Origin of the sequence: Sorangium sp. So ce131 (genome assembly GCF_051519095.1) — a bacterium.
Lineage (GTDB): Bacteria > Myxococcota_A > Polyangia > Polyangiales > Polyangiaceae > Sorangium.
Genome location: NZ_CP150455.1, coordinates 8,958,782 through 8,985,288, shown reverse-complemented (window position 1 = coordinate 8,985,288; position 26,507 = coordinate 8,958,782). Strand labels below are relative to the sequence as shown.

The window sequence follows — 26,507 nt, the reverse complement described above, 5'->3', positions numbered from 1 at the left end:
ATGCGACGCCCAATGCGCGCGCGAAGCTCAATCGGCGCCGGATCGGACAGGGCCATGCATTCCGGAGCCGTCGACGAATTTGTCATTCCGCGACGGCGACCGCCGGAATCCCTTTCAGGACGCTCGTCCGATGGGGCGCTCCGCATGCCTGTTGGAGCGTGGGTCGTGGGACGAACACGAGCTCGCCTCCATCCGCCATCGAGGTGGAGGGATCGAGCCCTGCGCGCAGTCTTCGTCGCATTCCATTGTCGTGTTGGAAATTCTCACCGCGACACCCAGTCGGCCGTTTTCTTCATGTGGCGCACCCGCGATGGCGTTTGCCCTTGAGTCCGAGGCGCGCGGCGGACACGCCACCACAAGGTCCTGGGAATGGGAACGGCGGGCGACGTCTCCGCGCCGCCAACGCGGCATCCGGCCCTCGGCCGAGGTCGCGCGCGTCGCCGGCGGTGATAGCGAAGGAGGCGCGGTGGGGCGCAGCCGCGCCCGCCGGGCTGCCCCGGGACAGGCCATCATGCCCGGCGGCACGTTGACCCTTCATCCCTTCCACGTTATGACCGCCACCCCATCGCCGGTCACGGGTACGTGGAACCAGGACACGACACCAGGCCTCCCGCCGACCCCAGCCGCGTCATCGCCTCCCTCGCGCGCGACCGGGTGAACCTCGACCTGAAGACGGTCGACCTCTGCTTCCTCGCGGGGCTCTACCTGCGCGCGGACAAGGCGGCCCTGGCGTCCTTCGAGGAGGACGCCCTCGTCGACCTGTTCGAGCAGGTCTGCGACGTCGTCGAGCCCGGCGCCGAGAACCCGCGCAAGCGCGCGACGCACGCGATCCAGCGGCTCCGCGAGCAGCGGATGCTCGCGCGCGTCGACGGCGCCGGCCTCGTGCGCGCGGGCGAATACGCGCTCACCAGGCTCGCGGCGGCGGTCGTCGAGTACTTCCTCGCCGACGAGGCGCTCACGCGCGAGAGCCTGACCCTGCTCACCGGCACCCTCCGCGCGCAGCTCGCCGAGATCCTCGCCGCCGCGAGGAAGGCCGAGGGCGACGGCGCGTGGCGCGCCACGGTCGCGGGGCCGCTCCGCGTCACCGTCGCCGACCTCGTCTCGGGCATCGAGCGCAGGCAGCGCGGCCTCGACGCCCAGCAGGAAGAGGTGCAGGCCGAGATCGCGACCCTGCTGTCGGCCGACTGGTTCAGCGCCGTCGACCGCTGCCAAAGCCTGCTCGACACGACGACCAGCACGCTCCGAGAGCTGAACGAGATCCTGCTCAGGGACACGAACCACTTCGTCGCCCTCTTGCAGGAGATCCAGACGCTCGCGATCTCCGCCGCGAACGCCGACGCCGAGGCGACGGTGCAGCGCGTCATCGAGCACGTCGATCGGATCGCGGCGTGGGGAGCCGCGCGGCAGCGGGCGTGGTCCGAGTACTACCAGTACGTGCACCGCTACCTGCGGGACGTCGTGCGGCTCGACCCCGAGCGTGCGCTCAGCCAGCGCCTGCGCGACCAGCTCGCCGCGTGGCCCTCGCGCCCCTTCCATCTCGTGACGGCGCGCGCGCCCTCGATCCGGCTCCTCCGTCCGCTCGAGGCCCGCGTCGAGCGCCCACCCGTGGCGCGACCTCGCGCCGATCGCGAGGCGGCCCCCGCGTGGGTCGAGCCCGAGCGCCTCGTCGCGGACATCGAGGCGCTCGTCGAGCGGGCCCTGGACGAGGGCGCGGCGACGCTCGCCGCGGTGTCGGCGCGCGTCCTCCCCGGCCTGCCCGAGCCCGTGCGCTACGCGGCGGCGGGGCGCATCGCCGCCGCGGTCGCCCGCCGCGCGCGGGTGCGGAGCGAGCGCGAGCGGCCCTGGGCGCACGTGCTCGAGCGGATCGAGATCGAGGACTGGGCCGTCGAGGGGAGGGGTGCGCCGTGAGGGACTCGACCTTCCTCACGCTGGAAGCGGCGATCGCGGACGAGCACTTCCCCGAGGTCGACCTGATGCTGCGCCGCGGGCGGCACATCGGCCGCGATGACGGCACCGCCTACGACTACCTCGCCGACGCGCAGGCGCTCCTCGAGGGGTTCTACCGGCGGTTCGGCTGCGAGCTCGTCCAGCAGAGCGACGGGTACTTCTACCTCCTCCCCTCGGGCGATCGGCTCGGGCGGAGGCAGCTCTCGTCGGGGGAGATGCTCGTCGGCCAGACGCTCGCGCTCCTCTACCTCGACCCGGCGACGCTCCAGCACGGCGGGCTCGTCGCGCGCGAGGCGCTCCTCGGGCGCCTCTCCGGCCTGGTCGGCGCGGAGATCCTCGTCCGCACGCTGAGCCCGCGCAAGCGCAAGTACGACGAGCGCGTCGCCGCGGAGACGGTGCGCGCGCAGGTCGGGGAGGCGCTGCGCCGGCTCGCGGATCTCGGCTTCGTGGACGTCCTCGACGAGGCGCGCCTCCGCCTGCGCCCGGCCTTGATGCGCTTCGCCGAGCCCGTGCGCGGCCTCGGCGACCGGGGCGCGGCGCTGGAGCGGCTCGTCGCGCGGGGCGAGGTGCTCCTCGGCGACGCGAGCGGCGGCGACGAGCCGGGCGCCGAGGAGGACGCCGCCCCGGACGAGGAGGCCGCCCGATGAGCCGCGCCCGCGCGGCGGCGCTCGCCCTCGTCAACTGGAAGGGGGTCTTCTACGAGCGGTACCTCCTCGACCGCCACGTCACGGCGCTCGAGGGCGCGAACGGCGCCGGCAAGACGACGGTGATGATCGCCGCGTACGTGGTCCTCCTGCCGGACATGTCGCGCCTGCGCTTCACGAACCTCGGCGAGACGGGCGCCACCGGCGGCGACAAGGGCATCTGGGGGCGGCTCGGGGAGCCCGGCCGCCCCTCGTACGCCGCGCTCGACGTCGTCCTCTCGTCGGGGCGCCGGCTCCTCGCCGGCGTCCACCTGGAGCGCAAGGGCGAGCCGTCCGTCGAGCCGACACCCTTCGTCGTGTCGGGGCTCGGCGAGGACGTCCGCCTCCAGGACCTCCTGCTCGTGAGCCAGGGCGACAGCGAGGTGGTGCCCGAGCTGCCCGAGCTCCGCGAGAGCGCGGCGCGCCTCGGCGGGCGGCTGCAGTCGTTCGCGTCGGCCCGCGACTATTTCGCCGCGCTCTTCGATCAGGGCGTGACGCCGCTGCGCCTCGGCACCGACGAGGAGCGCAACAAGCTGAACGAGATGCTCCGGACGAGCATGACGGGCGGCATCTCGCGGGCGCTGACCTCCGAGCTGCGCGCCTTCCTGCTCAAGGAAGAGGGCGGCCTCGCCGACACGCTCCAGCGCATGCGCGCCAACCTCGACGCCTGCCGGCGCACGCGGACCGAGGTGCAGGAGTCGCGGCGGCTCGAGCAGGAGATCGGCCGCGTGTTCGAGGCGGGCCAGGCGATGTTCGCGGCGGCGTTCCTCGCGACCCGCGAGCGCGCGGATGAGCTGTCGCGCCGCGTGGTCGACGCGGAGGCGGCGCGCGCCGCGGCCGCCGGCGCGCTGGACGCCGCGCGGGGCGCGCTCGAGGAGACCGTCGCCGAGCTCGACGCGCTGGAGCGCCGGCGCGGAGCGCTCGGCCAGGTGCTCGAGTCCGCGCGCGCGTGGCACGCGCGGGTGCGGCAGGCGCTCGCGGCGGCGGGCGCGCTCGAGCGGTGCGCCGCCGCCCTCGGCGGCGCCGAGGAGGCGGCCGCGACCGCGGCGCACGCGCGCGCCGAGGCCGACGAGGAGCGGGAGCGACGGCGCGAGGAGCTCCGTCGCGCACAGGAGGGCTACAAGCGGGCGGCGGGCGGGCTCGCGCACGCGCAGCGGGGCATCGAGGAGCTGCACCGCCGCGCCGGCGCCTACCACCAGGCCGTCCGGCGCCTGCGCGAGGCCGAGGCGTGCCTCGGCGCGGCGCCGCTCGCCCCGGAGGGCTTCGGCGGCCGCCTCGCGGCGGCCCGCGCCGAGCTCGACGCCGCGGACCGGGAGCGCCGCGACGCGACGACCCGCCTCGCGGACGCGGACGACCACCGGAGGCGGCACGCGGGGGTGATGGAGGCGCTGCGCGCGCTCGCCGGCGGCGAGGTCGACACGTCGCGCGCGCACGGCGCCGCCGTCGAGGCCCTCCGGCGCCACCGGGAGCTCGCCGCGCTCGCCGGGCGCCTCCCCGCCATCGAGGGAGAGCTCGGGGAGGCCCGCCGGCTCGAGGCGAGGCAGGCGCGCGCTCGCGGTCAGGCGGAGCAGCTCGGCGTACCGCTCACCGGCGAGCCGGCCGCGGCGCTCGTCGGGCGGCTCCTCGGCGAGGTCGAGGCGGAGCGCGCGGACCACGAAGAGCAGGAGCGGGCGGCGAGGTCGGCGGCCGCTGCGACGGAGGCCCTCCTGAAGGACCTCGAGGCCCGGCGCCGCGAGCTCACGGCGCAGGAGCCCGAGTGGCGCGAGCACGACGCGCGGGCCGCTCGGCTGGGAGCGCACCTCGGCGTCGCGGTGGCCGACCGCGCGACCCTCGACGCCGCGCGCTCCGCGCTCGCGGAGCAGCTCGCGACGGCGCGGAGGTCCGAGGAGCTGGCCCGGGAGGCGCAGGAGCGGCTGCTGCGGGAGGCGCGGGAGCTCCTTTCGGCCGGTGGTCCGTTCGCCCCCGAGCTGCTCGCGCTCAAGGACCGGCTCGGCGCGGAGCTCGTCGCGCTCGGCTTCGAGGACGTCGCGCTCGCAGAGGCCGCGGAGCTCGAGGCGCGCCTCGGAGGCCTCGCGCAGGCGCTGGTCGTAGACGATCCGGAGGGCGCCGCCCGCGCGATCGCGGGGCGCCCGGATGCGCTCGCCGACGTGCTGCTCGTCGCGCGCGACGCGGACCTCGAGGGGCTGGCCTCCGCGAGGAGCGCGGTGGAGGTCGGCGAGCGGGACGTCGCGGTCGACGAGGGGATCGCGCTGCGGGTGTCGCGCGTCCCGTCGCGCCCGCGCCTCGGCCGGCGCGCGCGGGAGGAGCGCGCCGCAGACCTGCGCCGCCAGGCCGAGGCGGAGGCGCGCGCGCTCGACGAGGCGAGCGCGCGCCGGCGGGAGATCGAGCGCCTCGCCGCGGACGGCGAGGCCCTCCTCGCCGGGCACGCCGTGTGGCTCGCGGGGGATCCGGCGCCGGCGCTCGCGGCCGCGAGGCGCGCGATCGGGGAGGCCGGAGCTCAGCTCGAGCGCCACCGCGTCGCGGCCGCGCGCCACGCCGAGGCGGCGCGGGCGCTCCGGCCGCGCGTCGACGGGCTGCGCGCGCTCCTCGGCGAGGCGATGCTGCTCGATCCGCCCGACCAGGGCGAGCGCGCCCGCGCGCTCGAGGCGGAGCGGGCGGCGGCGCTGTCGGCGAAGGCGCGCGTGGCCGCGCAGGGGCGGCACGCGGAGCTCGTCGACCGGCAGCTCGCGACGCTGCGCCAGCCGCCGCTGTCCGACGACGACGTCGGGCGCCTGCGCGAGCGCGCCCTCGAGCTCAAGGCGCGGAGGGAGCGCCTCGACGCCGGGATCGACGCGCTCGCCTACGTGCGCGCGAACGTCGAGGCGCTCGGCTGGGACGAGGCGCCGCGGAGGCTCGCCGACGGCCAGGCGCTCGTCCCGGCGCTCGAGGAGCAGCTGCGTGAAGCCGAGGAACAGCTCCGCGCGGCCGAGGCGGCCGCGCGCGGCGCGGACGAGCGGTTCGACGAGGCCACGGCGCGATTCCAGGACGCCGACGGAAGGCGGCGCGTCGCCGCGCAGGAGCGCGCAGCGGCCGCCGAGCGCTTCGAGGAGCTCGGCGTGCCGTCGCCGAGCGAGCAGGCCGCCGCGGCGGCGGCCGGGGAGGTCTCACGGCTCGAGGAGGAGCTCCGCACCCACGACCGGCGGCGCGACGATCTTCTGACGGCGCGCGGCGGCCAGGAGGGCGCCCTCCGCGAGGCGGAAGGGCGGGTGAAGGACGCGGACGAGAAGCTCGCCAGCGAGCGCCGCGAGGCCGAGCCGGCGGTGAAGCGGTGGGACGACCTCCGGGAGCGCGCGGCGCGCCACGGGCTCCTCGGCGGCCTGCTCGCCGGAGCGCCGGGCGAGCTGGGGGACGTGCGCGGCCATGTGAACCTCGTGCAGGAGGCGAGGACGCGGCGCGAGCTCCTCCTCGATCGGCTGCGCGCCGCGCAGGGGGGCGCCGCGCTGCTCGCCGAGCTCCAGGTGCTGCGCGACACCTCGGACGCCGCGTTCGCCGACGCCTACCTCGAGCTCTGGCTCACCGTGCGCGACTGGCTGCGCCGGCGGCTGCCGGCCCAGGTGGCCGAGGTCGACGATCCGCGCGACGCCCTGCTCCGCCTGCGCGACCAGCTCTCCAGCCTCGAGGAGCGCCTCGCCCGCCAGGAGAGCGATCTGCGCGGCGCGAGCGAGGACGTGGCCCGCGGCATCGACGTCCAGATCCGCAAGGCGCGCGGACAGGTCACGCGCCTCAGCAAGAACCTCGAGGGCGTGAGCTTCGGCAGCATCCAGGGGATCCGCGTTCGCCTGAACCCGGTGGAGAGGATGGAGCAGGTCCTGCGCGCGCTGCGCGAGGGCGCGGCGCAGGGGCTCCTGTTCCAGGCGGAGATGCCGATCGAGGAGGCCCTCGACGAGATCTTCCGCCGCTACGGCGGCGGGCGGACGGGCGGCCAGCGCCTGCTCGACTACCGCGAGTACGTCCACCTCCAGGTCGAGATCCGCCGCAAGGCCGGGGCCGACTGGGAGGTCGCGAACCCGACGCGGCTGTCGACCGGCGAGGCCATCGGCGTCGGGGCGGCGCTGATGATGGTCGTCCTGACCGAGTGGGAGCGCGACGCGACCCTGCTGAGGGGGAAGAAGTCCCACGGATCGCTCCGCTTCCTGTTCCTCGACGAGGCGAACCGGCTCTCGCACGACAACCTGGGCGTGCTCTTCGACCTCTGCCAGACGCTCGACCTGCAGCTCCTGATCGCCGCGCCCGAGGTCGCTCGCGCGGAGGGCAACACCACGTACCGCCTCGTTCGCCGCACCACGCCGGACGGGCGTGAGGAGGTGCTGGTGAGCGGCCGGCGCACGCGGGCCGAGGGGTGATGTGGCACATGGCGGGGGAGCGGCTCGCGCTCCTCGAGCTCCTCGTGCGCGGCGCGCTCAGGCGCCGCCGCGCGCAGGCCGCGGCGTGGGACGCCCTCGCCGAGCTGCCCTGGACGAGGCGGACCGGACGGCGGGACGAGCTCGGCCTCGTCGAGGGCCGGCGCGGCGAGCTCGCGGCGCTCCTCGATCGGATCTGGCCGGCGTGGGGCGCGGGGCTCGCGGAGCTGACCGCGCGCGGCCTCCCGCCCACGCCCGACGGCTGGGCCGCGCTCGAGGACGCGCGGCGCGCCGAAGGGCTGCCGGCGCTCCCGGACCGGCTCAACCGGCGGACGGCTGCGGCGCTGGCCGCCCCTCATGCGAAGGCGGCGCTCACCGGGCGGCGGCTCGCCGCCCTCGGCGACGTCGAGGCCATGCACGACGGCTCGGTGAGGCTCCGGCCGCCGGAGGGCCTCGTGGCCCGAACGCCGCGCGGCGCGGTCGATCTCGCGGCCGTCGCCGCCGTGCTGGGCGAGGTGTCGCTGCCCGAGCGTGCGTTGAAGGGGGGGCTCGCGCTCGAAGGGGCCGTCCGCGCGGCGCTCCTCGTCGAGAACCTCGGGGCGTTCTGCGATCTCACGGCGATCGAGGGCTGGCTCTTCGCCCACGTCCCGGGGTGGGACACGGCGACCGTCACCCGGCTGCTCGAGCGCCTGACGCACGCTGCCGTGGTGCATTTCGGCGACCTCGATCCCAACGGCGTCCGCATCTTCCAGCACCTCCGCGGCGTGCGCCCCGATCTCCGCTGGTTCGTGCCGCCGTTCTGGGAAGAGCTCGTCGAGGCGAAGGGCCATCGCGGCGCGTGGCCGGCCGACGTCGACCTGCGCGACACCCCCGATCTCGTGCGGCGGCTCGCGGCGCGCGGCCTGTGGCTGGAGCAGGAGCCGATCGCCGTCGACCCGCGAACGACGGCTGCGCTGGAGGCGATGGTGTGACCGGAGATGAACGCAGGGGCGAGCCACCGTGCCACGAGCTCCCGCCGTCCGCGTACATCGCCGGCGTCGCTGGCGCATTCCGGGTTGGATCGGCGCTGTCGTGGGGAAGGGCACCCTCGAGATATTCGTTCGCAGGATCCCGGATGAAATAGTTCTACCGCCGATGCGACTCCCCTGCTCGCGCAGGTCACCCCCGGGGATCCCCGACGCGCCTACCCCCGCAGCACCGTTACCCGCCGTCCCGACGGCGTCGTCGCCTCCTCGAACCGCGTCCGCTCCTCGATCGGCGCCGCCGCGCTCCTGCAATCGAAGATCGCCAGCACCCCCTCGTCGAGCCCGAGCCGGCGCAGGTACTCGTCAATTTGGCCGAGCCCCTGGTGCAGCGGATCTCCCTTCTTGTCGCGGTCGCGCCAGACCTTGATCTCCAGCGCCACGCGCTGCTCCGCGCGCCGCCCCGCCGCGTCGACATACGGCCACCGCACGAGCACGTCGATCCGCTTGCGCCCCACGCCGACCTCGCGCTCGAGGACGCCGCCCCCGTTCACCACCCGGTGCAAGAACGCCATCAGGACGAGCTGCGGCGCCGCCTCCTGGTAATCGATCCGCTCCACGACGATCTCGCCGTGCTGCCGCCAGAACTCGGCAAAACCGCGGAGCAGCCGGTCCACGTCGAGGTGCCCGTCCGTCGTCCGGTAGCGCTGCGGCTCGGCGTCGATCGCCGCCTCGGCCGAGCTCGCGAGCACGCGGAGGATGATCTCGCGGTAAATAGGGTTGGCGATCCGCACCGGCAGCCCTCGAGCGACAAGCCCGAGATCGACCGCATGCTCGAAGTCCGCGTCGAAGGTCTTGCCGCCCGTCAGCTCCCCGGCGAGCACCGGCTCAAGCACGCGGCGCACGCGCTCCTCCTCGAGGCGGGCGAGGAGCAAGTCGAGGTGCGTCGCCCGCGCCAGGATCACGCGTTCCTTGGCTGCATCGATGTGGGCGGCCGTGATGGGCTGGTCCGCGGGGACCGCGATCTTCTCGACGACCTCCCGCGCCAGCGCGTTCGTCAGCCACGGCTGCCCCTGGGTGAGCTCGAAGGCCCGCGCGAGCGCTTCCTCGAGGAAACGCTGCCCTGTCTCGGCGGTGTGCTGCCCGTAGAGCTCGCGGACCTCGGCCTCCGTGAAGTCGCCGAGGCGGAGCGACTCCTCCTTGATGTTGAAAGGGCTCGAGCTGCCCATCCGGACTGGACCGCCGCCGCTCGCGACCTTGTAGTCGCGGACGTCGCGCGCCCCGCAGAGCACGACCGACCAGGGGTAGGCGACAGGTCGGTCCGGGAATCCCGCGCGGAGCTGGCTCAGCACGGAGATGAGGCCATTGCCGAGGAGCGCGTCGATCTCATCGAACACGATCACCAGCGGGCGTGGGCAGATCTCTGCCCAGCGCGTGAGCTGGGTCTGGAGGTACCCGGCGGCGGGCACCTCGATCGGCGCGGGGGGCCGGAGCTCCGGCGCGAGCTCCAGGCGGGCGGCGTTCTCGACCGCGAGCCATACCCCCTTCACCGCCTGCTCGACGTCCTCGGGGAAGGCGCGCGCGGTCTCGCACGAGAAGTGCAGCGCCGCATACCGCCCTTCCTCCGTGAGGCGCCGGGCGAGCGCCTTCATCGTGGTGGTCTTCCCCGTCTGGCGTGGAGCGTGGACCACGAAGTAAGCTTGCTTGTCCACGAGCGCGTCGAACCCCGGCAGCCGGCGCCCGGCCGGGACCATGTAATGTCGCTCCGGGCGGCATGGGCCGGCGATGTTGAAGGTCCGCACGGGCTCTATGTACCGCGGGGCGCTCCCGGTGGCGAGCGACCGGAGCGCGGGCGGCCCACCGCCGAGCGGCCCACCGCCGAAGGACCCGCTGGAGAGCGCGGCCGCAGCGCGCAGCGGCGAGCGGGAGCGGCCTTCGAGACAGAAACGGCGCCTACCGGAAGAACCCGATCCCGAACGACGTGCACGGCTCTCCGTCGACCATCGCGACCGCCGCGAACTGCTTCTCCGGCGGATACATGTACCCGAACAGCGTGCACATCTCGTCGTCGCCCAGCCCGAACCTGAGCTCGTGATCCGAGGTGTTCCGGAACCTGCACGTATACCGGATGGAGTCGCCGGCCTCGAGCGCGATCGCCGGCTCGTACACCGCGATATCGCCCTCCAGGTCGAACGCGCCGCCCTCGTAGATGCGGCGCGCCTCGCCGCCGGGCTCGCGGACGATGTCGACGTCGAAGGCGTCCGCGTAGCGGTGCGTGTGGGGCATGAGAGAGACGATGTTCCCGCCGAACGTCGTGCACGTGGCGCCGACGCTCCGGGTGGCGCGCGGCGGGACCAGGAAGTCGTTGATGTTCATGACGAACGGCACGAGCTCCTCGGCGCGCTCCGAGCGCGGCATCGTGAAGAAGTCGTAGGCGACCTCGATCACGGCGTCCTCGGGCGACGTGTTGAGCAGGTGGATGTTCGTCGCGATCTCGCGGGACGTGTCGAGCGTGAAGCCCATCCCGGGCGGGAACACGACCGTCTCGCGGCCGACGACCTGGGTGGAGCTCGCGAAGAGGACGTCGGGGATGATCGCCGGCAGATCGCCGTACGGGTCGTCGGCGCCAGGGTGGCAGTCGGGGTACGGGTTCGGCCCGAGGTCCGGATCGACCGGCTTGGCGATGACGTTGCTGTGGTGCAAGCCGGCCGTCGTGTAGACGCGCGCGGCATAGACGGTCTCGTGCTCGATGGCGGGGAAGGGCCATGAGAGGCAGAAGGTCGCCTCCGCTCCAGGCGGCAGGGTGCGCGGCGGCGCGATGATCCTGAACCCGCTGCGGGGCGGATCGGGCAGCGAGAGCCGCGTGAGCGGCGCGCCGAAGGCGACGACGTTGTCCCGGTCGATGCGCTCGTCGGGCTCGTAGCGGGCCGCCGGCGCGACGCACCGGTCGCGAAAGTGCTCCTCGCCGGGCGCGCACGCCGCGGGCGGCGCGGGCCCGTCCCCGGCGCAGCCCGGGAGGAACGGAATCAGGAACCACCACCTCGATCGTGCCCTGTCCCTCGGGACGGAGCGGGTGTTCTGAGATCGCATTGCAGAGCATCTGCGGCGGCCGGCGGCCCACCGGAAGCGCTCGACGTGGATCTCCCCTGCTGCCGCGGCGTGGTCCGGAAATCCGCCGGGGCGGCGCGCGCGCGGACGGCCGCGGTGTTCCGAGGAGTCCAGGCGCGCAAGCACGCGCTCGCTCCGTCCAGGCACCGGCGGCCGCATGGCTGGGCGCCGCCCACGGCGCCGCCTGCGCTGCCCCCGGCACCGCCTGTCTCCACGACGCCGGCTCCAGGGCAACCGACCTCAGCGGTATCGCTGGCCTCCGGCCTCCGCTGCCCTCCGGCCTCTCCACGCCCCGCCGGGGTCATGGCGCCGCCGGCCCACGCCGCAGGTCCTACCATGGCGCGCTCGACCCCTGCGCTGCCCTCGCGGCCGGCTCGGCGCGCCCTGCGCGGCCGCGCTTCGTGGCGTCGACCTGACTGACCACCGGCCACCGGTCACCGGCGTGGGCGCCCACGCGGCGCACCCGTTCGCCCGGGTCGACACCTTGCGCAACAAGGGCGTGACGCGGGCGCCGCGGATCGTCTAGCATCCGCGCAGTTCCGGGGCCGCGCCCCCTACGATCCCCTGCATCGCCCGACGACCACGCAGCGTGGTCCCAGCTCGTGGAGAGGTAGCATTGAGCGAGCAAGCAACCGAACCGGCCCTCCCTGTCACCGCTTTCGAGAGGCGCTTCAAGCACCCCCCGGGGCTCGTGATCCTCTTCTTCGCGGAGATGTGGGAGCGCTTCTCGTATTACGGCATGCGCGGCCTGCTCAAGCTGTACATGGCGAACTACCTGTTCGTCACCGCGCGCGAGGCGTACCAGGGGTGCCGTCAGCACGCGCAGCCGTGCGATCTCATCCCTGGAAACCCGGGTTCGGTGCTCGGCTGGGAGTTCATCCGGGGCCTCTTGCCGAGCGCGCCCGGCGAGCAGGCGTCGCTGCTCTACGGCCTCTACACGGGTCTTGTCTACCTCACGCCGCTCTTCGGCGGCATCCTGGCCGACCGGGTGTGGGGGCAGCGCAGGACCGTGGTGGTCGGCGGCGTCCTGATGGCCATGGGCCATTTCGTCATGGCGTTCGAGAACTCGTTCTTTCTCGCGCTTCTCCTGCTCATCCTCGGCAACGGCGCCTTCAAGCCGAACATCTCGACGCAGGTCGGCAGCCTGTACCCGAAGGGTGATCCGCGCCGCGACGGCGCCTTCACCATCTTCTACATGGGCATCAACCTCGGCGCCTTCATCTGCAACTTCGTGTGCGGCACGCTGGCCGCCGTCTACGGCTGGCATTACGGCTTCGCGGCCGCCGGCGTCGGGATGTGCCTTGGCCTCGTCGTCTACATCATGGGGCAGAAGTACCTCGCCAAGGACAACCTGATGAAGACGGCCGAGGGCGCCGGGGATCAGAAGCACCCGCTCACCAGCGACGAGTGGAAGCGCGTCGGCGCGCTCGTGGCGCTGTGCGCGCTGAACATCGTCTTCTGGGCGGTCTACGAGCAGCAGGGCAACACGATGCAGACCTGGGCCGACGAGAAGACGGTGTGGCCGAGCGTCCTCGGCTTCCAGATCCCGTCGACGTGGTTCCAGTCGTTCAACCCCCTCTGCATCATCGTGCTCGCCCCGCTCCTCGACATGTTCTGGCGCTGGCAGGCGCGGCGCGGCACCGAGCCGACGAGCGTCTCGAAGATGGCGATGGGCTGCACGATCCTCGGCCTCTCGTTCATCGTGATGATCCTCGGCGCGCAGGCGGTCGGCGACGGCAAGGGCAGCCTGTTCTGGCCGCTCTTCTGCACGCTCCTGCTGACGGTCGGCGAGCTCTACCTGTCCCCGATCGGCCTGTCGCTCGTGACCAAGGTCTCGCCGGTGCGGATCGTGTCGATGATGATGGGCATGTGGTTCATCTCGAGCTTCCTCGGCAACACGCTGAGCGGTTACCTCGGCATCTTCTACGAGCGCTGGTCGAAGGACATGTTCTTCCTGATGCTCACCGTGCTCGGCATCGGCGCCGGCGCCGCGATGTTCGCCTTCAACAAGCCGCTCCGCCGCATCATCGGCAGCCAGTGAAGCGCGCCGCCTGACGCCGCGCGCGTCGGCCCCCCGACCGGCGCGCGCCGCGCCAGAGCGGTTTTTTTTCCGCCGCCTCCTGGTACATGCGTCCCAGAGCGGCGGTCACCCGCACAGGAGACGGGCCCAGATCGGCGTTTTCGGCGCGCAAGCGCACTCCTGTGCGCTGAGCACCGAAAACGTCGAGATGGGCCCGTATCCGAAGCGGGTGACCGCCGCTCTCCCTGCCGCCTCAGGGAGCGCGGGCGGCGCCGGGGTCGACGATCCGCTCGTCGAGGGTCGCGAGCCGCCCCTCGGGCAGCGCGCTCCCGATGGCGGCCACGGCGCGGCGGACGCTCTCCAGCGTGCTGCACGAGGCGACGTCGACGAAGAGCCGCCCCGACTCGGGCCAGGAGTGCAGCGCCACGTGCGACTCGCCCACGACGGCGCACGCGGTGATGCCGTGCGGCGAGAACGGGACGACCACGACCTCGAGCAGGGTGAACGGCCCGGCGGCGACGGCCGCCTCCAGCGCGCCGCGGAGCGCGGCGGGGCTGTTCAGGAAGTCGAAGGGACAGCCTTCGAAGTAGGCGAGGGCGACGTACAACCGCATCCGTGGGCAGGGCGCGCGGCGACGGCGGCGCGCAGGCGTGCAGGGTAGCCGAGGGCGGGCGGCGCGGGGCCGGAATCAGAGCCGGCCCGACCCGTGGCGGCGCGCGCCTCGCGCGCGGAAGGGCGCGGGCGGGAGGGATCCCACGCGCCGGCCCGCGCGCGCCGGTCCGCCGAGCTCACCTCCCGGGCGCTCCGGTCGGCTCCGCGGCCCGGACGGCGCCGGCCCGGTCCTCGGCCTCGATGCAGAGGCGGACCTCGTTCAGCACCTCCTGGAGGCCGAGCTGGCCCTTCTGGAACACCTTCTCCGTGCCCACGCGCAGCCGCGCGCGGTCGTCGTCCGTGATCTCCTTGGCCGTGAGCACGATCAGCGGCATCCGGCGCCAGCGCGCGTCGACGCGCAGCCGCTCGATCAGCTCGAACCCGTCCATCTCCGGCATCATCAGATCGACGATGGCCGCGTCGGGGACCTCCGCGCCGCTCTCCAGGAGGTCGAGCGCGACCCGCCCGTTCGCCGCCGGCAACGCGCCGCAGCCCGACCGGCGCAGCATCGCCTCGAGCACCTCCCGGCTCGACGTGTCGTCCTCGACCACCAGGACGCGCGGGCTGCGCCCGTCCCGGAGCGCGCAGCGCGCGAGCGCGCGCTCCAGGGCCTCGCGCTCCACCGGCTTGGTGATGTAGTCCGCGGCCCCGAGGGAATACCCGATGCCCCGCTCCTCGACGATCGAGATGACGACCACGGGGATCGACGCGAGCGCCGGCGTCGACTTGAGGACCGAGAGCACCCGCCAGCCATCCATCTCGGGCATCAGCAGGTCCAGGGTGATGACGTCGGGGAACAGCTTGCCGGCGAGGTGCAGCGCCTCCTTCCCGCCCGCCGCGAGCGCCACGTGGTGGCCGAGCGCCTCGATGTGCCGCTGGAGCAGGTCGCGCACCGTCGCGTCGTCGTCCACCACGAGGACGAGCCGGTGCACGTCCCCAGGACTCGGCGTCCACCCCTCGACGACGGCGCGACCGTCGCCGTCCGCCGCCCCGTTCCGCGGGGCCGCCTCGCCGGGCCTCGCCACGAGCGGCAGCCGCACGCTGAACGTCGAGCCCTCGCCGCTCTGGCTCCTCACCTCGATGGTGCCGCCCATCAGCTCGACGAGCCGCTTCGTGATCATGAGGCCCAGCCCGGTGCCGCCGTACCTGCGCGACGTCGACGAGTCGGCCTGGGCGAAGGGCTGGAACAGCCGCTTCAGCTGCTCCTCCGTCATCCCGATGCCCTCGTCTTCGACCTGGAGGTGCAGGATCGGCCCGCCGGGCGCGCCGTCGAGCGTCACCCGCACCCGCACGGCCCCGTTCGCCGTGAACTTCGCCGCGTTGCTGAGCAGGTTGTAGAGGATCTGCCGCATCCTCCTCGGGTCCGCGTGCAGGGTGATCGGCCCGTCGGGCCGGTGGACCGACAGCGTGTTCCGGTGCTGCGCGACCAGCGGGCGCACGGTCGAGGTGACCTCGTCGAGCAGGATCTGGAGTTCGAACGACTCGGGGTGGAGCTCCATCCGGCTCGCCTCGATCTTCGACATGTCGAGGACGTCGTTGATCAGGCCGAGCAGGTGGGCGCCGGCTTGGTGGATCTTCTTCAGGTCCGACACGAACGCCTGGTTGCCGAGGTCGATCGCGTCCTCCTGGAGCATCTCGCTGTATCCCAGGATGGCGTTGAGCGGCGTCCGCAGCTCGTGGCTCATGTTGGCGACGAACTGGCTCTTCGCCAGGTTCGCGCGCTCTGCCGTCCTCGCCATGGCCTCCGCGTGTGTCTTGGCCTCGGAGAGCTGCCGGTTCACGAGCTCGGCCCTCTCCATCGCCTGCGACAGCGCCTGCTCCGTCTTCCTGTGCTGGACGACCTCCTCCTGCAGCTGCTCGTTCTGGCGATCCAGCTCCTCCTCGACGAGCTCCCGGCTCTCCCAGGACAGGACGAGCCACCACGCGCCGACGCCGATGAGGACCACCACCGCTGCGTACAGCTTGATGAACGCGGCGCTGACCTCCGCCTCTGCCTCGGGGGTCAGGCTGGCGTTCCAGTAGAACAGCCAGAAGAGCCCCGCGACGCCGCCCGCCATGGCGAGGAACACGAGCGCGAAGCGCGGCAGCCGCGACGAGAGCCGCGCCGACAGCCGCTCCGCCATGAAGGCGCGGAGCGCCGTCGCCCGGCGCGCGGACGACCCGGCCTCGCGCGTCTTGCACACGTCGTGGCAGCGCGCGTCGAGCGTGCAGCACAACGAGCAGATCGCCCCCTCGTACACGGGGCAGAACGCCATGTCCTGCGGCTCGTAGCCGCGCTCGCAGACGCAGCACTGGGTGATGCCGTCGTCCTTGCGGCTGGAGAAATGGGTGTTGTGCCGGGCGATGTAATATTTGCCCTTGGTGAGCCACGCGATCGCGGGGGACAGCGCGAACGCGACGGCGAGCGCGACGAACGAGGAGTACGCCGCGGCGGCGGGGCCGAACAGCCCGGCGAAGCAGACCATGGACGCCGCCGCGCCGACGCCCATCGCGCCGACGCCGACCGGGTTGACGTCGTAGAGGTGCGCCCGCTTGAACTCGATGGTTCGCGGGCTCAGGCCGAGGGGCTTGTTGACCACGAGGTCGGCCACGATCGCGCCGACCCACGCGATCGCGACGTTGGAGTAGATCGCGAGCACCTTCTCCAGGGTATGGAAGACCCCGAACATCATGAGGAGGAGCGCGATCGCCACGTTGAACACGAGCCACACGACCCGACCGGGGTGCCGGTGCGTGAGCCGCGAGAAGAAGTTCGACCACGCGAGCGACCCGGCGTAGGCGTTGGTGACGTTGATCTTCATCTGCGAGACGACGACGAACGCCGTCGCCGCGAGGAGCGCGAGGCCGCGGCTCGAGAACACGTGCTCGTAGCCGGCCACGTACATCACCACCGGCCGGAGCGCGGCGTCCACGCTCGACCCGTGCCTCACCGCGAGCGACGCGAGGAAGGCGCCGGCCAGCTGCTTGGCGCCCCCGAGCGCGATCCACCCCGGCCCCGCCAGGATCAGCGCGGTCCACCACAGGCGGCGGTTCGATCTCGTCTTGTCCGGCATGAACCGCAGGTAGTCGACCTGCTCGCCGATCTGCACGACGAGGGAGAAGCTCACGTTCGCCGCGAGCCCGAAGAGGAGCGGGTCGAACGTGTTGCCGCTCGGCGACTTGCCGGCGAAGCTGGCCCAGCCGGACAGCGCCTCCGGATCCTTCCGGAGCACGAAGATGAACGGCAGCACCATGAGGACGAGCCACAGCGGCTGGGTCCAGAGCTGGAACTTGTTGATCAGGGTCACGCCGAAGAGCACGAGCGGGATGATCACCACCGAGCAGAGGAGGTACCCGGGGACGAGCGGCAGCCCGAAGTAGAGCTCGAGGGCCTGGGCCATGATCGAGGCCTCGAGCGCGAAGAAGATGAACGTGAACGACGCGTAGATGACCGACGTGATCGTCGAGCCGATGTAGCCGAACCCGGCCCCTCGCGTGAGGAGGTCCATGTCGAGGTTGTAGGTCGCCGAGTAGTACGTGATCGGCAGCCCCGTGAGGAAGATGATGGCGCTGCAGACCAGGATCGCCCAGAACGAGTTCGTGAATCCGTAATTGACGACCAGCGAGCCGCCGATGGCCTCCAGCGCCAGGAACGAGATCCCGCCGAGCGCCGTGTTGGCGAGGAGCGCCGGGGACCATTTCCGGAACGATCTCGGCGCATAACGCAGCGAGTAGTCCTCCATGGTCGCGTTGGCGACCAGGCTGTTGTACTCGCGCCTCTCCTTGACGATGGTGTGAATGACCTGCATGGTCTGCCGCTCCGCGCCGCCGCGCCCGGGCGCTCTTGCCAGGGTGTTCCACCGCCGCCCGGCGCGCCCTGGCCGGAGCGTCCCGCCCGCTCAGGTCCCTTCCTGCTCGCCCGCGGCGCTCCGCGCCGTCCGCTGCGCCTCCTCGGCGCGCGCCCTGTGCTCCCGGAGCAGGGTGACGTAGGCTTCCTCGCAGCGCCTGAGCCGTCGGAGCTCGAGGCAGGCGCGGATGCGCGCGTGGAGCAGGACCATGTTGAACGGCTTGGTCACGTAGTCCTCGGCGCCGCACTCGATCCCGCGCGCCACGTCGCCGAGCTTGTCGGACGCGGAGAGCAGGACCACCGGCGCGAGGTCGAGGCGCCCCTCGGCCCTCAGCTTGTCCAGGACCTCCAGGCCGTTCAGGTCCGGCATGACGAGATCGAGCAGGATCAAGTCGAAGTCGTTCTCGCGGATGAGCTGCAGCGCCGAGCGTCCTCCGGGCGCCTCGTGCACCTCGTATCCGCGCCGCTCGAGGCACGATCTCAGCATGTCGCGGTTCGCGGAGTGGTCGTCCACGACGAGCAGGCGCCCGCCGAAGTGTCCGGTCCTCGAGCGGGAGAGCGGGGCGGGGGTGGAGGGCTCTTCCTCTCCGAGCGGCAGCGTCAGCCACGGGGCCTTCGGCAGGGCGTTGTGCGAGTACCCCGAGATGAGGTTGCGCAGCGTCACCCCGCCCGCCTGGATCCTGCACAGGATAGGGATCAACGTGAGTCTCTCCTCGGACTCGAACCTCGAGAGCAGCTCCGCGCAGAGGGGTTCGATCCTGCTCGTGTGCGGCGAGGTGACCTCGTCGAGCTCGCGCAGGCTCCGCACCAGCGTCTGCGGATCGGCGCTGACGAGCGCCTCCTCCGAGATGCGCTCGTTGACTTGGCTGAGCACGAAGGCGCCGATCTCTCTGAGCCCGTTGAGCGCGTCGAAGGCGCTGATCGAGGCGTCGAGGGGCAGGCACTCGAGGAGGTGGTCGCCGTAGCCGATGATCGCGGTGAGCGAGGTGCGCAGCTCGTGGCGGAGGTGTGCGATGAGCGATCTCCAGAGCTCCGGCCGTCCGTGCCTGCTCCGCTCCGCGGCGCTGCGCCCGGCGGGGTGATCTGTCGGCCGCTTCATTGCGGCTCCCGTCCGAGCAGCGTCTGGATCTTGGCGGCGAGCCGCTCGATCTCGACGGGTTTGATGTCGTAGTCGTCGCCTCCCGCCTCGATGGCCTGCGTCCTGTCGCCGCTCATCGCGTGCGCGGTGAGGACGATGACAGGGATGTCTTTCGTGCGCGTGTCCCCCTTGAGCCGCCGGGTGGCCTCCAGCCCGTCGATGTTGGGCAACCCGACGTCCATGAGGATCAGCTGCGGCCGCGCGGACCGCGCCATATCCACCCCCGACTCGCCGTCCACGGCGGTCAGCACGGCGTACCCGCGCCGCAGCAGGCGTCGCGACAACATGTCACGGTTCATCTCGTTGTCTTCGACGAGGAGAATGGTGATCACGATGAGCCCCCCTTGTGAACCAGGATTCCCGCGCCCCCGTCCCGGCGCTCCCGCGAGCGTCACGGACGCTTCTGGCCGCAGTCCGCGCGGGCCCCGGCGAGCATCTCCTCGACCGAGTCGTCGTTCGACTCCCCGAGCCCCTGCTGCCGGCCCTGAACCAGCAACGCGCCCTCACCGCCCGCGAGCACCGTGTCGGCCGGCGCCTCTTCCGCCTTCAAGGACACCTGAGCATTCGTGTTGCCCATCTGCTCCGCCTTGGCCGATGTCGACCACCTTACGGGATCGAATTTGGAGGATCAACGAGAAACCGATTTCATGTCTGCCGTGTTGCGCCGAGGGACAATATCCCTCGGTCGCTGCCACGCGCGAGCCCCGTTGTGTCCAGCACGTGTCGAGCGAATCGACTTCAGCTTGGTATCGTCATCGCTGGTGACGATGGGACTCGGAGCCGGTCTATGGGAGATGTCTGTCCTCGTCGGCAGCGGCGTGGCGCATCGACCGAGTTGCCCTGACCTCAGGGGCTGGAGCGCCGTGGTGAGGGGTCGCGCTCGCCGGCGTGGCGCGGGGGGCGCGTCGAGCACCGACCGAGGTACCATAAGGTCCCTCACGGCGCTGCGTCTCAGGCGCGCCTTGTGTGGCGCGCACCATAACGTCCCAGCTGGCATGGCCCGAAGGGAGACATGCCGGGTGGTGTCCCGTGCGCAAGCTCCTTCGTCCCAGTCTTGCCGATTGGCCAGCGCCCCCCGCGCCACGCCGGCGAGCGCGACCCCTCACCACGGCGCGTGCGTCTTGGCAGCCCCCGCTCCCCCCGCTCCCGCCGCTCCCCCCGGAGCCACCCGCCCCGCCGCTACCACCGATGGTAAGCCGGATGCCCTTCCTTGACGGCCACGAACGTCCCCCGGCACGTCGCCGTGACCCGCCCCCCCGCCTCCAGCGTCGCCTCGACCACGACGCGGTCCCCCTCGGCTTCCACGACCTGCGCCCGCAGGTGGACCGCCCCGAGCGGCGTCGGCTTCTTCAGCTTCACGTGGAAGTCCGCCGTCACCGTGCACGGCGGCGCCTCCGCCCCCCGCGCCACCATCAGGTGGTGCGCCGCCGTCCAGTTCGAGTGGCAGTCGAGCAGCGCCCCGATGATGCCGCCGTTGAGCATCCCCGGGAACGCCTGGTGGTGCGGCTCCGGCGTGAAATCGCAGACCACCGCGTCCCCTTCGACGCGGCTCTTCACCCGGAGCCCCTTCTCGTTCGCTGGCCCGCAGCCGAAGCAGCGGCCCTCCGGCGCGTACCTGTCCTGCAGGCTCGCGCCTCCTCCGCTCACCGCTTGCCCCCCACGAACGCGTCGTCCACCAGCATCTTCTGCTCGAGCAGGTGGCTCGCGCGCGACCCCGTCGCCGGGCTCGCGCTCGGCGCGCGGCTCACGCACGTGAGCGGCAGCCGGTCGCCGATGCGCTGCTGCAGCACCGCGAGGATGTAGTACCAGGCGCCGTAGTTGCGCGGCTCCTCCTGCACCCACACGAGCGGCGTCCCGTCCTTGTAGGGCGCGAGCGCGTTCACGATCTCGTCGTTCAGCGGGAAGAGCTGCTCCAGCCGCAGGATCGCCACGTCCTTCAGCCCGCGCGTCTCCCGCGCGATCGCGAGGTCGTAGTAGACCTTGCCCGAGCAGAGCAGGATCCGCTTCACGTCCGCCGGATCCACGCCGCTCGTGTCCGGCAGCACGCGCTGGAACTTCCCCTCGGAGAGGTCCTTGATCGTCGACACCGGCCGGTGCGGCCCCTTCGACGTCGCCGGCACGCGCAGCAGGCTCTTCGGCGTGGCGATGATCAGCGGCTTGCGCCACGGCCGGTGCACCTGCCGCCGGAGCGCGTGGAACAGCTGCGCCGGCGTGGTCAGGTTGCACACCTGGATGTTGTCCTCCGCGCTGTTCTGGAGGAAGCGCTCGACGCGCGCGCTCGAGTGCTCCGGCCCCTGGCCCTCGTAGCCGTGCGGCAGGAAGAGGACGAGGCCGCTCAGCCGGTGCCACTTGTCCTCGCTCGACGTGAGGAACTGGTCGACGATGACCTGCGCGCCGTTCAGGAAGTCGCCGAACTGCGCCTCCCAGATGACGAGCCCGTCCGGGTAGTCGAGGCTGTAGCCGAAGTCGAAGCCGAGCACGCCCGCCTCGCTGAGCGGGCTGTTGTACGCGTCGAAGTGCGCCGGCGCCTCGGCGACGCGCGACAGCGGCGCGTAGCTCGCGCCCGTCTCGACGTCGCGCAGCACCGCGTGCCGGTGGCTGAACGTGCCGCGCTGCACGTCCTGCCCCGAGATCCGCACCGGCGTCTTCTCGGCGAGCAGCGACGCGTACGCGAGCATCTCGCCCGTGCCCCAGTCGAACGGCTCGCCGGCGACGAGCCGCTCGTGCCGCTGCTTGAGCGTCGGCAAGACCTTCGGGTGCCCCTTGAAGCCCTCGGGCAGCTCCAGGACCTTCTCCGAGAGCGCGATGAGCCTCTCCGCCGGCACGCTCGTCGGCACCTCCGGCGTCGCCGCGTCGGGGCCGCCGCGGTAGTGCGACCACACGCCGCCCATCGAGTAGAGCACCGGCGCGAAGCCCTTCTGCTTCACCTCGTCGAGCGCGGCCGCGAGCGCCTCGCGGCGGCGCACCACGATCTCGTCGGCCTTCTCCTCGGTGATCTGCCCGAGCTCCATCAGCCGCCGGACGTAGACCTGCCGGACCGTGGGCTTCTTGTCGATCGCCGCGTACATCCGCGGCTGCGTGTAGCGCGGCTCGTCGCCCTCGTTGTGGCCGTACTTCCGGTAGCAGTACATGTCGATGACCACGTCCGAGCGGAAGCGCGTGCGGTAGTCGATCGCGAGCTGCGCGACGTGCGCGACCGCCTCCGGGTCCTCGCCGTTCACGTGGAACACCGGGACCTTCAGCATCCGCGTGATGTCGGACGCGTAGCGCGTCGAGCGGGAGTCCGCCGGGTCGGTCGTGAAGCCGACCTGGTTGTTCACGATGACGTGCACCGTGCCGCCGGTCGTGTAGCCGGGCAGGTTCATCATGTTGAGCGTCTCGGCGACGACGCCCTGCCCGATGAACGCCGCGTCGCCGTGGATGAGCAGCGGCATCACGCGCCGGCGCGCGTCGGGGGCGCTGTCGGCGAGCCGCCGGTCCTGCTTCGCGCGGACGCGCCCCTGGACGACGGGGTTCACGAACTCGAGGTGGCTCGGGTTGAACGTGAGCGTGAGGTGGATGTTCTTCCCGTTCTCGAGCGTCCGGTCGGTCGAGTAGCCGAGGTGGTACTTGACGTCGCCGCTGCCGAGGTGCCGCTCCGCGTCCTTGTCCTCGAACGCGGCGAAGATCTCGCGCAGGCTCTTGTCCATGATGTTCGCGAGCACGTTGAGCCGCCCGCGGTGCGCCATGCCCACCACGATCTCGTCGACCCCGTGCGAGCCGGCGCGCTCGATGAGCAGGTCGAGCAGCGGGATCAGGCTCTCGGCGCCCTCCAGCGAGAAGCGCTTCGTCCCCGCCTCGTAGGACTTGTGGATGAACTGCTCGAAGATCTCGGCGTCCGAGAGCTTCGTCAGGATCCGGAGCTGCTTCTGGCGGTCGAGCGTCAGGCGGTTGCGCGTCGACTCCATCTGCTGCTGGAGCCACTGGCGCGCCTCCGGCTCCTCGATGAACGTGAACTCGACGCCGATCTGCCGGCAGTACGTCTCCTCCAGCCGGCGGATGATCTCGCGCAGCGTGAGCACCGGCGGCACGCCGGCGAGGTCGGTCGTGGGGAACGCCTTGTCGAGGTCCTCGACCACGAGCCCGAAGTTCGTGAGGTCGAGCTCCGGCGGCGTGGCGGGCGGCAGGTTGAGCGGATCGACGTGCGCGAAGAGGTGGCCGCGCACGCGGTAGGCGTTCACGAGCGCGTAGACCCGCGCCTTCAGCGCCGCCTGCGCGAGCACCTGGAGGTCCCGCGACGTCTCCGTCGAGGTCGGGTGCTCGCTCAGCGTCCGGGCGAACGCGGCCTCCAGCGTCTTCGTGGCCTCGCCGTTCGTCTTCTTCCCGTTCCCGTTCCCGGGCTCCACCGGCCTGAGCACGTGCGGCTGCACGGCGGGCAGGGCGGCCGGGGCGGGCAGCCTGACCGGCGACGAGGCGCCGCCGTTCTTGCCCTCGAAGAACGCGCGCCAGCCGGGGTCTACCGACTCCGGGTTCTCGAGGTACTGGGCATAGAGCTCCTCGACGAGCCCTGCATTGATTCCGAAATCAAGCTGCATCGTGTTCGGCGTGCAAATAACGCGTGTCGGCTCGGCACGCCAGAGTCCTTTTCCGGCGCCCCCGCCCTTGGGGCGGAACTTCGCCCGGACAAGGGGGTCGTGCGCCTGGAGAAACGGTGGGGAGAAGCGGTAGAAGGGGCGCATGGATCAAGACCGCGCAACCGGGGGTCGAGGACCGGCGCCCGCCGTCCCCCCCGCCGCATCGCCCGCTTCTCTCGCTCCTCTGGCCCGATTCCGGGACCACCTCTTCCACGACCCGAGCCTCGGCTTCTGGCTCGACGTGAGCCGGATCCGCTTCGAGGACGGCTTCTTCGCCGCGATGGAGCCGCGCATCCAGGCGGCGCTCGCCGAGATGGCGGCGCTCGAGGGCGGCAGCGTCGCCAACCCCGACGAGGACCGCCGCGTGGGTCACTACTGGCTGCGCGCGCCGGAGCTCGCGCCCGAGGCTGCGCTCCGCGCCGCGATCGAGGGGACGAACGCCCGCATCCTGAGCTTCGCCGCGGACGTGCACGCGGCGCGGGTGCGCCCGGAGCGGGCCGCCCGCTTCCGCCGGGTGCTCGTCGTCGGGATCGGCGGCTCGGCGCTCGGGCCGCAGTTCGTGGCCTCGGCGCTCGGCTCGCCCGCCGACCGGATGCAGCTGCATTTCTTCGACAACACGGACCCCGACGGCGTCGACCGCACGCTCGACGCGATCGGCGACGATCTCGGCGCGACGCTCGCGGTGATCATCTCGAAATCGGGCGGGACGAAGGAGACGCGCAACGGAATGCTCGAGCTCGAGGCGGCGTACCGGAGGCTCGGCCTCTCGCTCGGCGCGCACGCGGTGGCGGTGACGGGGGAGGGGAGCGAGCTCGATCGGTACGCGACGAAGCACGGCTTCCTCGCCCGCTTCCCGATGTGGGACTGGGTCGGCGGGCGCACGAGCGAGCTGTCGGCGGTCGGCCTCTTGCCGGCGGCGCTCCAGGGGCTGCCGATCCTGGAGATGCTGCAGGGGGCGCGCGAGATGGACGAGGTGACGCGCGCGAAGGAGGTGCCGCGGAACCCGGCGGCGCTGCTCGCGCTCGCCTGGTACTCGGCGACGGGCGGCGTGGGCCGGAAGGACATGGTGCTGCTCCCGTACAAGGACCGGCTCGAGCTCTTCTCGCGTTACCTCCAGCAGCTCGTGATGGAGTCGCTCGGCAAGCGGCTGGATCGCGAGGGCAAGGAGGTCTTCCAGGGGATCGCCGTCTACGGCAACAAGGGGTCGACCGATCAGCACGCGTACGTGCAGCAGCTGCGCGACGGGCTCGACAACTTCTTCGTGACGTTCATCGAGGTGCTGCGCGACCGCTCGCCCGCGCGCGGCGCGCTCGAGGTCGATCCCGGCGTCACGACGGGCGACTACCTCTCCGGCTTCCTCCTCGGGACGCGCAAGGCGCTGACCGACAGCGGGCGCGAGTCGATCGCGATCACGATCGAGGCGGTGGACGCGCGCGCGGTCGGCATGTTGATCGCGCTCTACGAGCGGGCGGTCGGGCTGTACGCGTCGCTCGTGAACATCAACGCGTACCACCAGCCCGGCGTGGAGGCCGGCAAGAAGGCGGCGCAGCAGGTGCTTGAGCTCCAGGCCAAGGTGCTCGCGGCGCTCGCCGCGGCGCGGCAGTCCACGGGGCGCGCGCTTCCGCTCGAGGAGGTCGCGCGCGCGGCGGGCTCGGACGATCTCGAGACGGTCTTCTGGATCCTGCGCCACCTCGCGGCGAACCCCGAGCGCGGCGTCATCCGGGAGGTGCCGCAGGGCGGCTCGCCGTTCGACGCGACCTACCGGCTGTCGCGGTGAGCTGAGCGCCGAGGGCGAGCGCCGCCGCGTCGCCTGTGGGGTCGGCGCCGCCGAGCCGGACATCGGGCTCGAAGCCGCGCGTCTCGGCGAAGTCGCCGAGCGGATCGCCGAACGCGCGGGTGCCGAGCGAGAGGGTGACGCCCGAGCGAGGGAGCCGGAACAGGGCGACCTCGCCGACGCTCATGGCCCCGCGGGTGTTCTGGCCGGCGACGAGCGCGCCGGGGATCTGCCGGACGAGCGCGAGCAGCATCTCGCACGCCGAGGCGCAGCCGCCGTCGACCAGGAAGACGGCGCGCCCCGCGAGCGGCCCCGGCGCGCGCCCGCGGAGCGCGGCGCCGCGGGTCGTGAGGTCGACGCGCGGCGGCGCGGCCGAGGGGCGCGCGCGCAGCGCCGCGGCGAGGCGCTCCAGGGCGGCGAGGTGCTCGAGGAAGCGCGGCCGCGCCGCCTCGGGGACGTCGCCGCGCGCGAGCCGCCGGCGGGCGCTGTTCGCGCGCCCCTCGGCGGCCGCGACGGAGAGGACCTCGCGCTCGTCGAGGGCGCGCAGCGGCGCGTCGGTCAGCGCGAGCGCGAAGCGCTCCGCGTAGCGGTAGTCGCCGCCGGCGTTGCCGCGCAGATCGACGACGAAGGCGGGGGCGCGCCGGAGCTCGGCGACGAGCGCGGGCAGCGCCTCGAGCGCCGGCGCGGCGGCGGCGCTGAACGTGCGGACGGCGAGCACCGGCACGCCGCTCGGGGTGCGCGTGAGCTCGACGGGCGAGGCGAGGGCGGGGCGATGGGGTGGGGCGAGCGAGGGCGAGGGCGGAGCGAGCTGGGGCGAGAGCGGGGCGAGCGAAGGCGAGAGCGGGGCGAGGGGCGCCGGCGTGGCGGCGGCTGCGCGCTCGAAGAGCGGCGCGCTGCTGGACGGCAGGAGGGACGAGCGCGGCGGGGCGGCGGCGAGCCGGAGCGGCGTGGGGCCGCCGTAGCCGAACACGAGGTGGCCGTCGGGGGCGGCGAACAGGTCGCGGAGGAGCCGCGCGAAGTCGTCGGGGCGCCACGCGGCGCGGCGGCGGAGCGCGCGCTCCGCTCGGGCGATCGACGGCGGGGAGGGCGAGGGCGAGCGCCCGTCGAGGCCCGCGTAGGCGTGCGCGAAGGCGTAGCGCGCGACGTCGAGATCGCGGAGCGCCTCCGCCGCCGAGACGGTCCGCGGCGCGCGATCGAGGTCGCCGTCCTCGATGCGCAGGCTCGGGAGCGGGCGCGGCGTCGAGGGGCCGAGCGCGGGGGGAGGCGCACACCCGAGCGAGGCGCAGGCGAGCGCCGCGCCGGCCGCGGCACGGGCAGGCCGGCGGAGCGAGCTTCTGGCGAGCATCGCGCGCGAGGGTGCGATGGGGCGCGTCGCCCGCGCAAGCAGCGCCGCGCGGGCTCGTGAA

The 26,507-nt window shown here is 72.8% G+C and carries 16 protein-coding genes; 6 read left to right on the top strand and 10 right to left on the bottom strand.

The features are described from left to right. Positions 1-582: 582 nt before the first annotated feature. The 4 genes from mukF to WMF43_RS32355 are packed head-to-tail and all read left to right on the top strand — an operon-like array spanning position 583 to position 7,980. Positions 583-1,908 (top strand): chromosome partition protein MukF, encoded by a 1,326-nt coding sequence (gene mukF, locus WMF43_RS32370; protein ID WP_437670688.1) that lies wholly within the window; start codon positions 583-585, stop codon positions 1,906-1,908. Beyond that, the gene (locus tag WMF43_RS32365; RefSeq protein ID WP_437670687.1) at positions 1,905-2,594 is read left to right on the top strand and encodes a chromosome partition protein MukE; all 690 of its coding nucleotides are present in this window, start codon (positions 1,905-1,907) and stop codon (positions 2,592-2,594) included. The genes mukF and WMF43_RS32365 overlap by 4 nt, the downstream gene beginning before the upstream one ends. Then, complete coding sequence (mukB, locus tag WMF43_RS32360; protein ID WP_437670685.1) at positions 2,591-7,012, top strand: chromosome partition protein MukB; 4,422 nt, start codon at positions 2,591-2,593, stop codon at positions 7,010-7,012. Before WMF43_RS32365 ends, mukB begins: the two co-directional genes overlap by 4 nt. After that, positions 7,012-7,980 (top strand): Wadjet anti-phage system protein JetD domain-containing protein, encoded by a 969-nt coding sequence (locus WMF43_RS32355; RefSeq protein WP_437670683.1) that lies wholly within the window; start codon positions 7,012-7,014, stop codon positions 7,978-7,980. The genes mukB and WMF43_RS32355 overlap by 1 nt, the downstream gene beginning before the upstream one ends. 212 nt (positions 7,981-8,192) lie before the next feature. Here WMF43_RS32355 and WMF43_RS32350 read toward each other — a convergent pair whose 3' ends face one another. Beyond that, the gene (locus tag WMF43_RS32350; RefSeq protein WP_437670681.1) at positions 8,193-9,725 is read right to left on the bottom strand and encodes an ATP-binding protein; all 1,533 of its coding nucleotides are present in this window, start codon (positions 9,723-9,725) and stop codon (positions 8,193-8,195) included. Positions 9,726-9,924: 199 nt separating this feature from the next. Further along, on the bottom strand, positions 9,925-11,061 hold the full coding sequence (locus WMF43_RS32345; RefSeq protein ID WP_437670679.1) for a hypothetical protein: 1,137 nt from the start codon (positions 11,059-11,061) through the stop codon (positions 9,925-9,927). Positions 11,062-11,695: 634 nt separating this feature from the next. On the opposite strand from WMF43_RS32345, the gene WMF43_RS32340 reads away from it, so the two are divergent. Further along, on the top strand, positions 11,696-13,120 hold the full coding sequence (locus tag WMF43_RS32340; protein ID WP_437670677.1) for a peptide MFS transporter: 1,425 nt from the start codon (positions 11,696-11,698) through the stop codon (positions 13,118-13,120). A 232-nt stretch (positions 13,121-13,352) separates the two neighbouring features. Here the strand turns inward: WMF43_RS32340 and WMF43_RS32335 are convergent, their stop codons facing one another. The 7 genes from WMF43_RS32335 to WMF43_RS32305 form a co-directional block, all read right to left on the bottom strand. Next, entirely contained in the window at positions 13,353-13,712 is a 360-nt protein-coding gene (locus WMF43_RS32335; protein WP_437670676.1) for an S-adenosylmethionine decarboxylase family protein, read from the bottom strand. 175 nt (positions 13,713-13,887) lie between these two features. Next, the gene (locus WMF43_RS32330; RefSeq protein WP_437670674.1) at positions 13,888-17,538 is read right to left on the bottom strand and encodes a hybrid sensor histidine kinase/response regulator; all 3,651 of its coding nucleotides are present in this window, start codon (positions 17,536-17,538) and stop codon (positions 13,888-13,890) included. Positions 17,539-17,628: 90 nt separating this feature from the next. Beyond that, positions 17,629-18,675 carry a response regulator gene (locus tag WMF43_RS32325; protein ID WP_437670672.1) on the bottom strand — a complete coding sequence of 349 codons (1,047 nt, stop codon included), beginning with the start codon at positions 18,673-18,675 and terminating at the stop codon, positions 17,629-17,631. Next, positions 18,672-19,046, bottom strand: a complete 375-nt coding sequence (locus tag WMF43_RS32320; RefSeq protein WP_437670670.1) for a response regulator — start codon at positions 19,044-19,046, stop codon at positions 18,672-18,674. Before WMF43_RS32320 ends, WMF43_RS32325 begins: the two co-directional genes overlap by 4 nt. A 59-nt stretch (positions 19,047-19,105) precedes the next feature. After that, positions 19,106-19,291: a hypothetical protein gene (locus WMF43_RS32315; RefSeq protein WP_437670668.1), complete on the bottom strand. Its 186-nt coding sequence runs from the start codon at positions 19,289-19,291 to the stop codon at positions 19,106-19,108. 602 nt (positions 19,292-19,893) lie between these two features. Then, on the bottom strand, positions 19,894-20,361 hold the full coding sequence (locus tag WMF43_RS32310) for a PaaI family thioesterase (RefSeq protein WP_437670666.1): 468 nt from the start codon (positions 20,359-20,361) through the stop codon (positions 19,894-19,896). Further along, positions 20,358-23,288: a 2-oxoglutarate dehydrogenase E1 component gene (locus WMF43_RS32305; RefSeq protein WP_437670664.1), complete on the bottom strand. Its 2,931-nt coding sequence runs from the start codon at positions 23,286-23,288 to the stop codon at positions 20,358-20,360. The genes WMF43_RS32310 and WMF43_RS32305 overlap by 4 nt, the downstream gene beginning before the upstream one ends. Positions 23,289-23,430: 142 nt before the next feature. Between WMF43_RS32305 and WMF43_RS32300 the strand changes: the two genes are divergently transcribed. Further along, entirely contained in the window at positions 23,431-25,104 is a 1,674-nt protein-coding gene (locus WMF43_RS32300; RefSeq protein ID WP_437670662.1) for a glucose-6-phosphate isomerase, read from the top strand. Here the strand turns inward: WMF43_RS32300 and WMF43_RS32295 are convergent. After that, on the bottom strand, positions 25,043-26,446 hold the full coding sequence (locus WMF43_RS32295; protein ID WP_437670660.1) for a S41 family peptidase: 1,404 nt from the start codon (positions 26,444-26,446) through the stop codon (positions 25,043-25,045). The genes WMF43_RS32300 and WMF43_RS32295 overlap by 62 nt on opposite strands. Between the last annotated feature and the right edge of the window lie 61 nt (positions 26,447-26,507).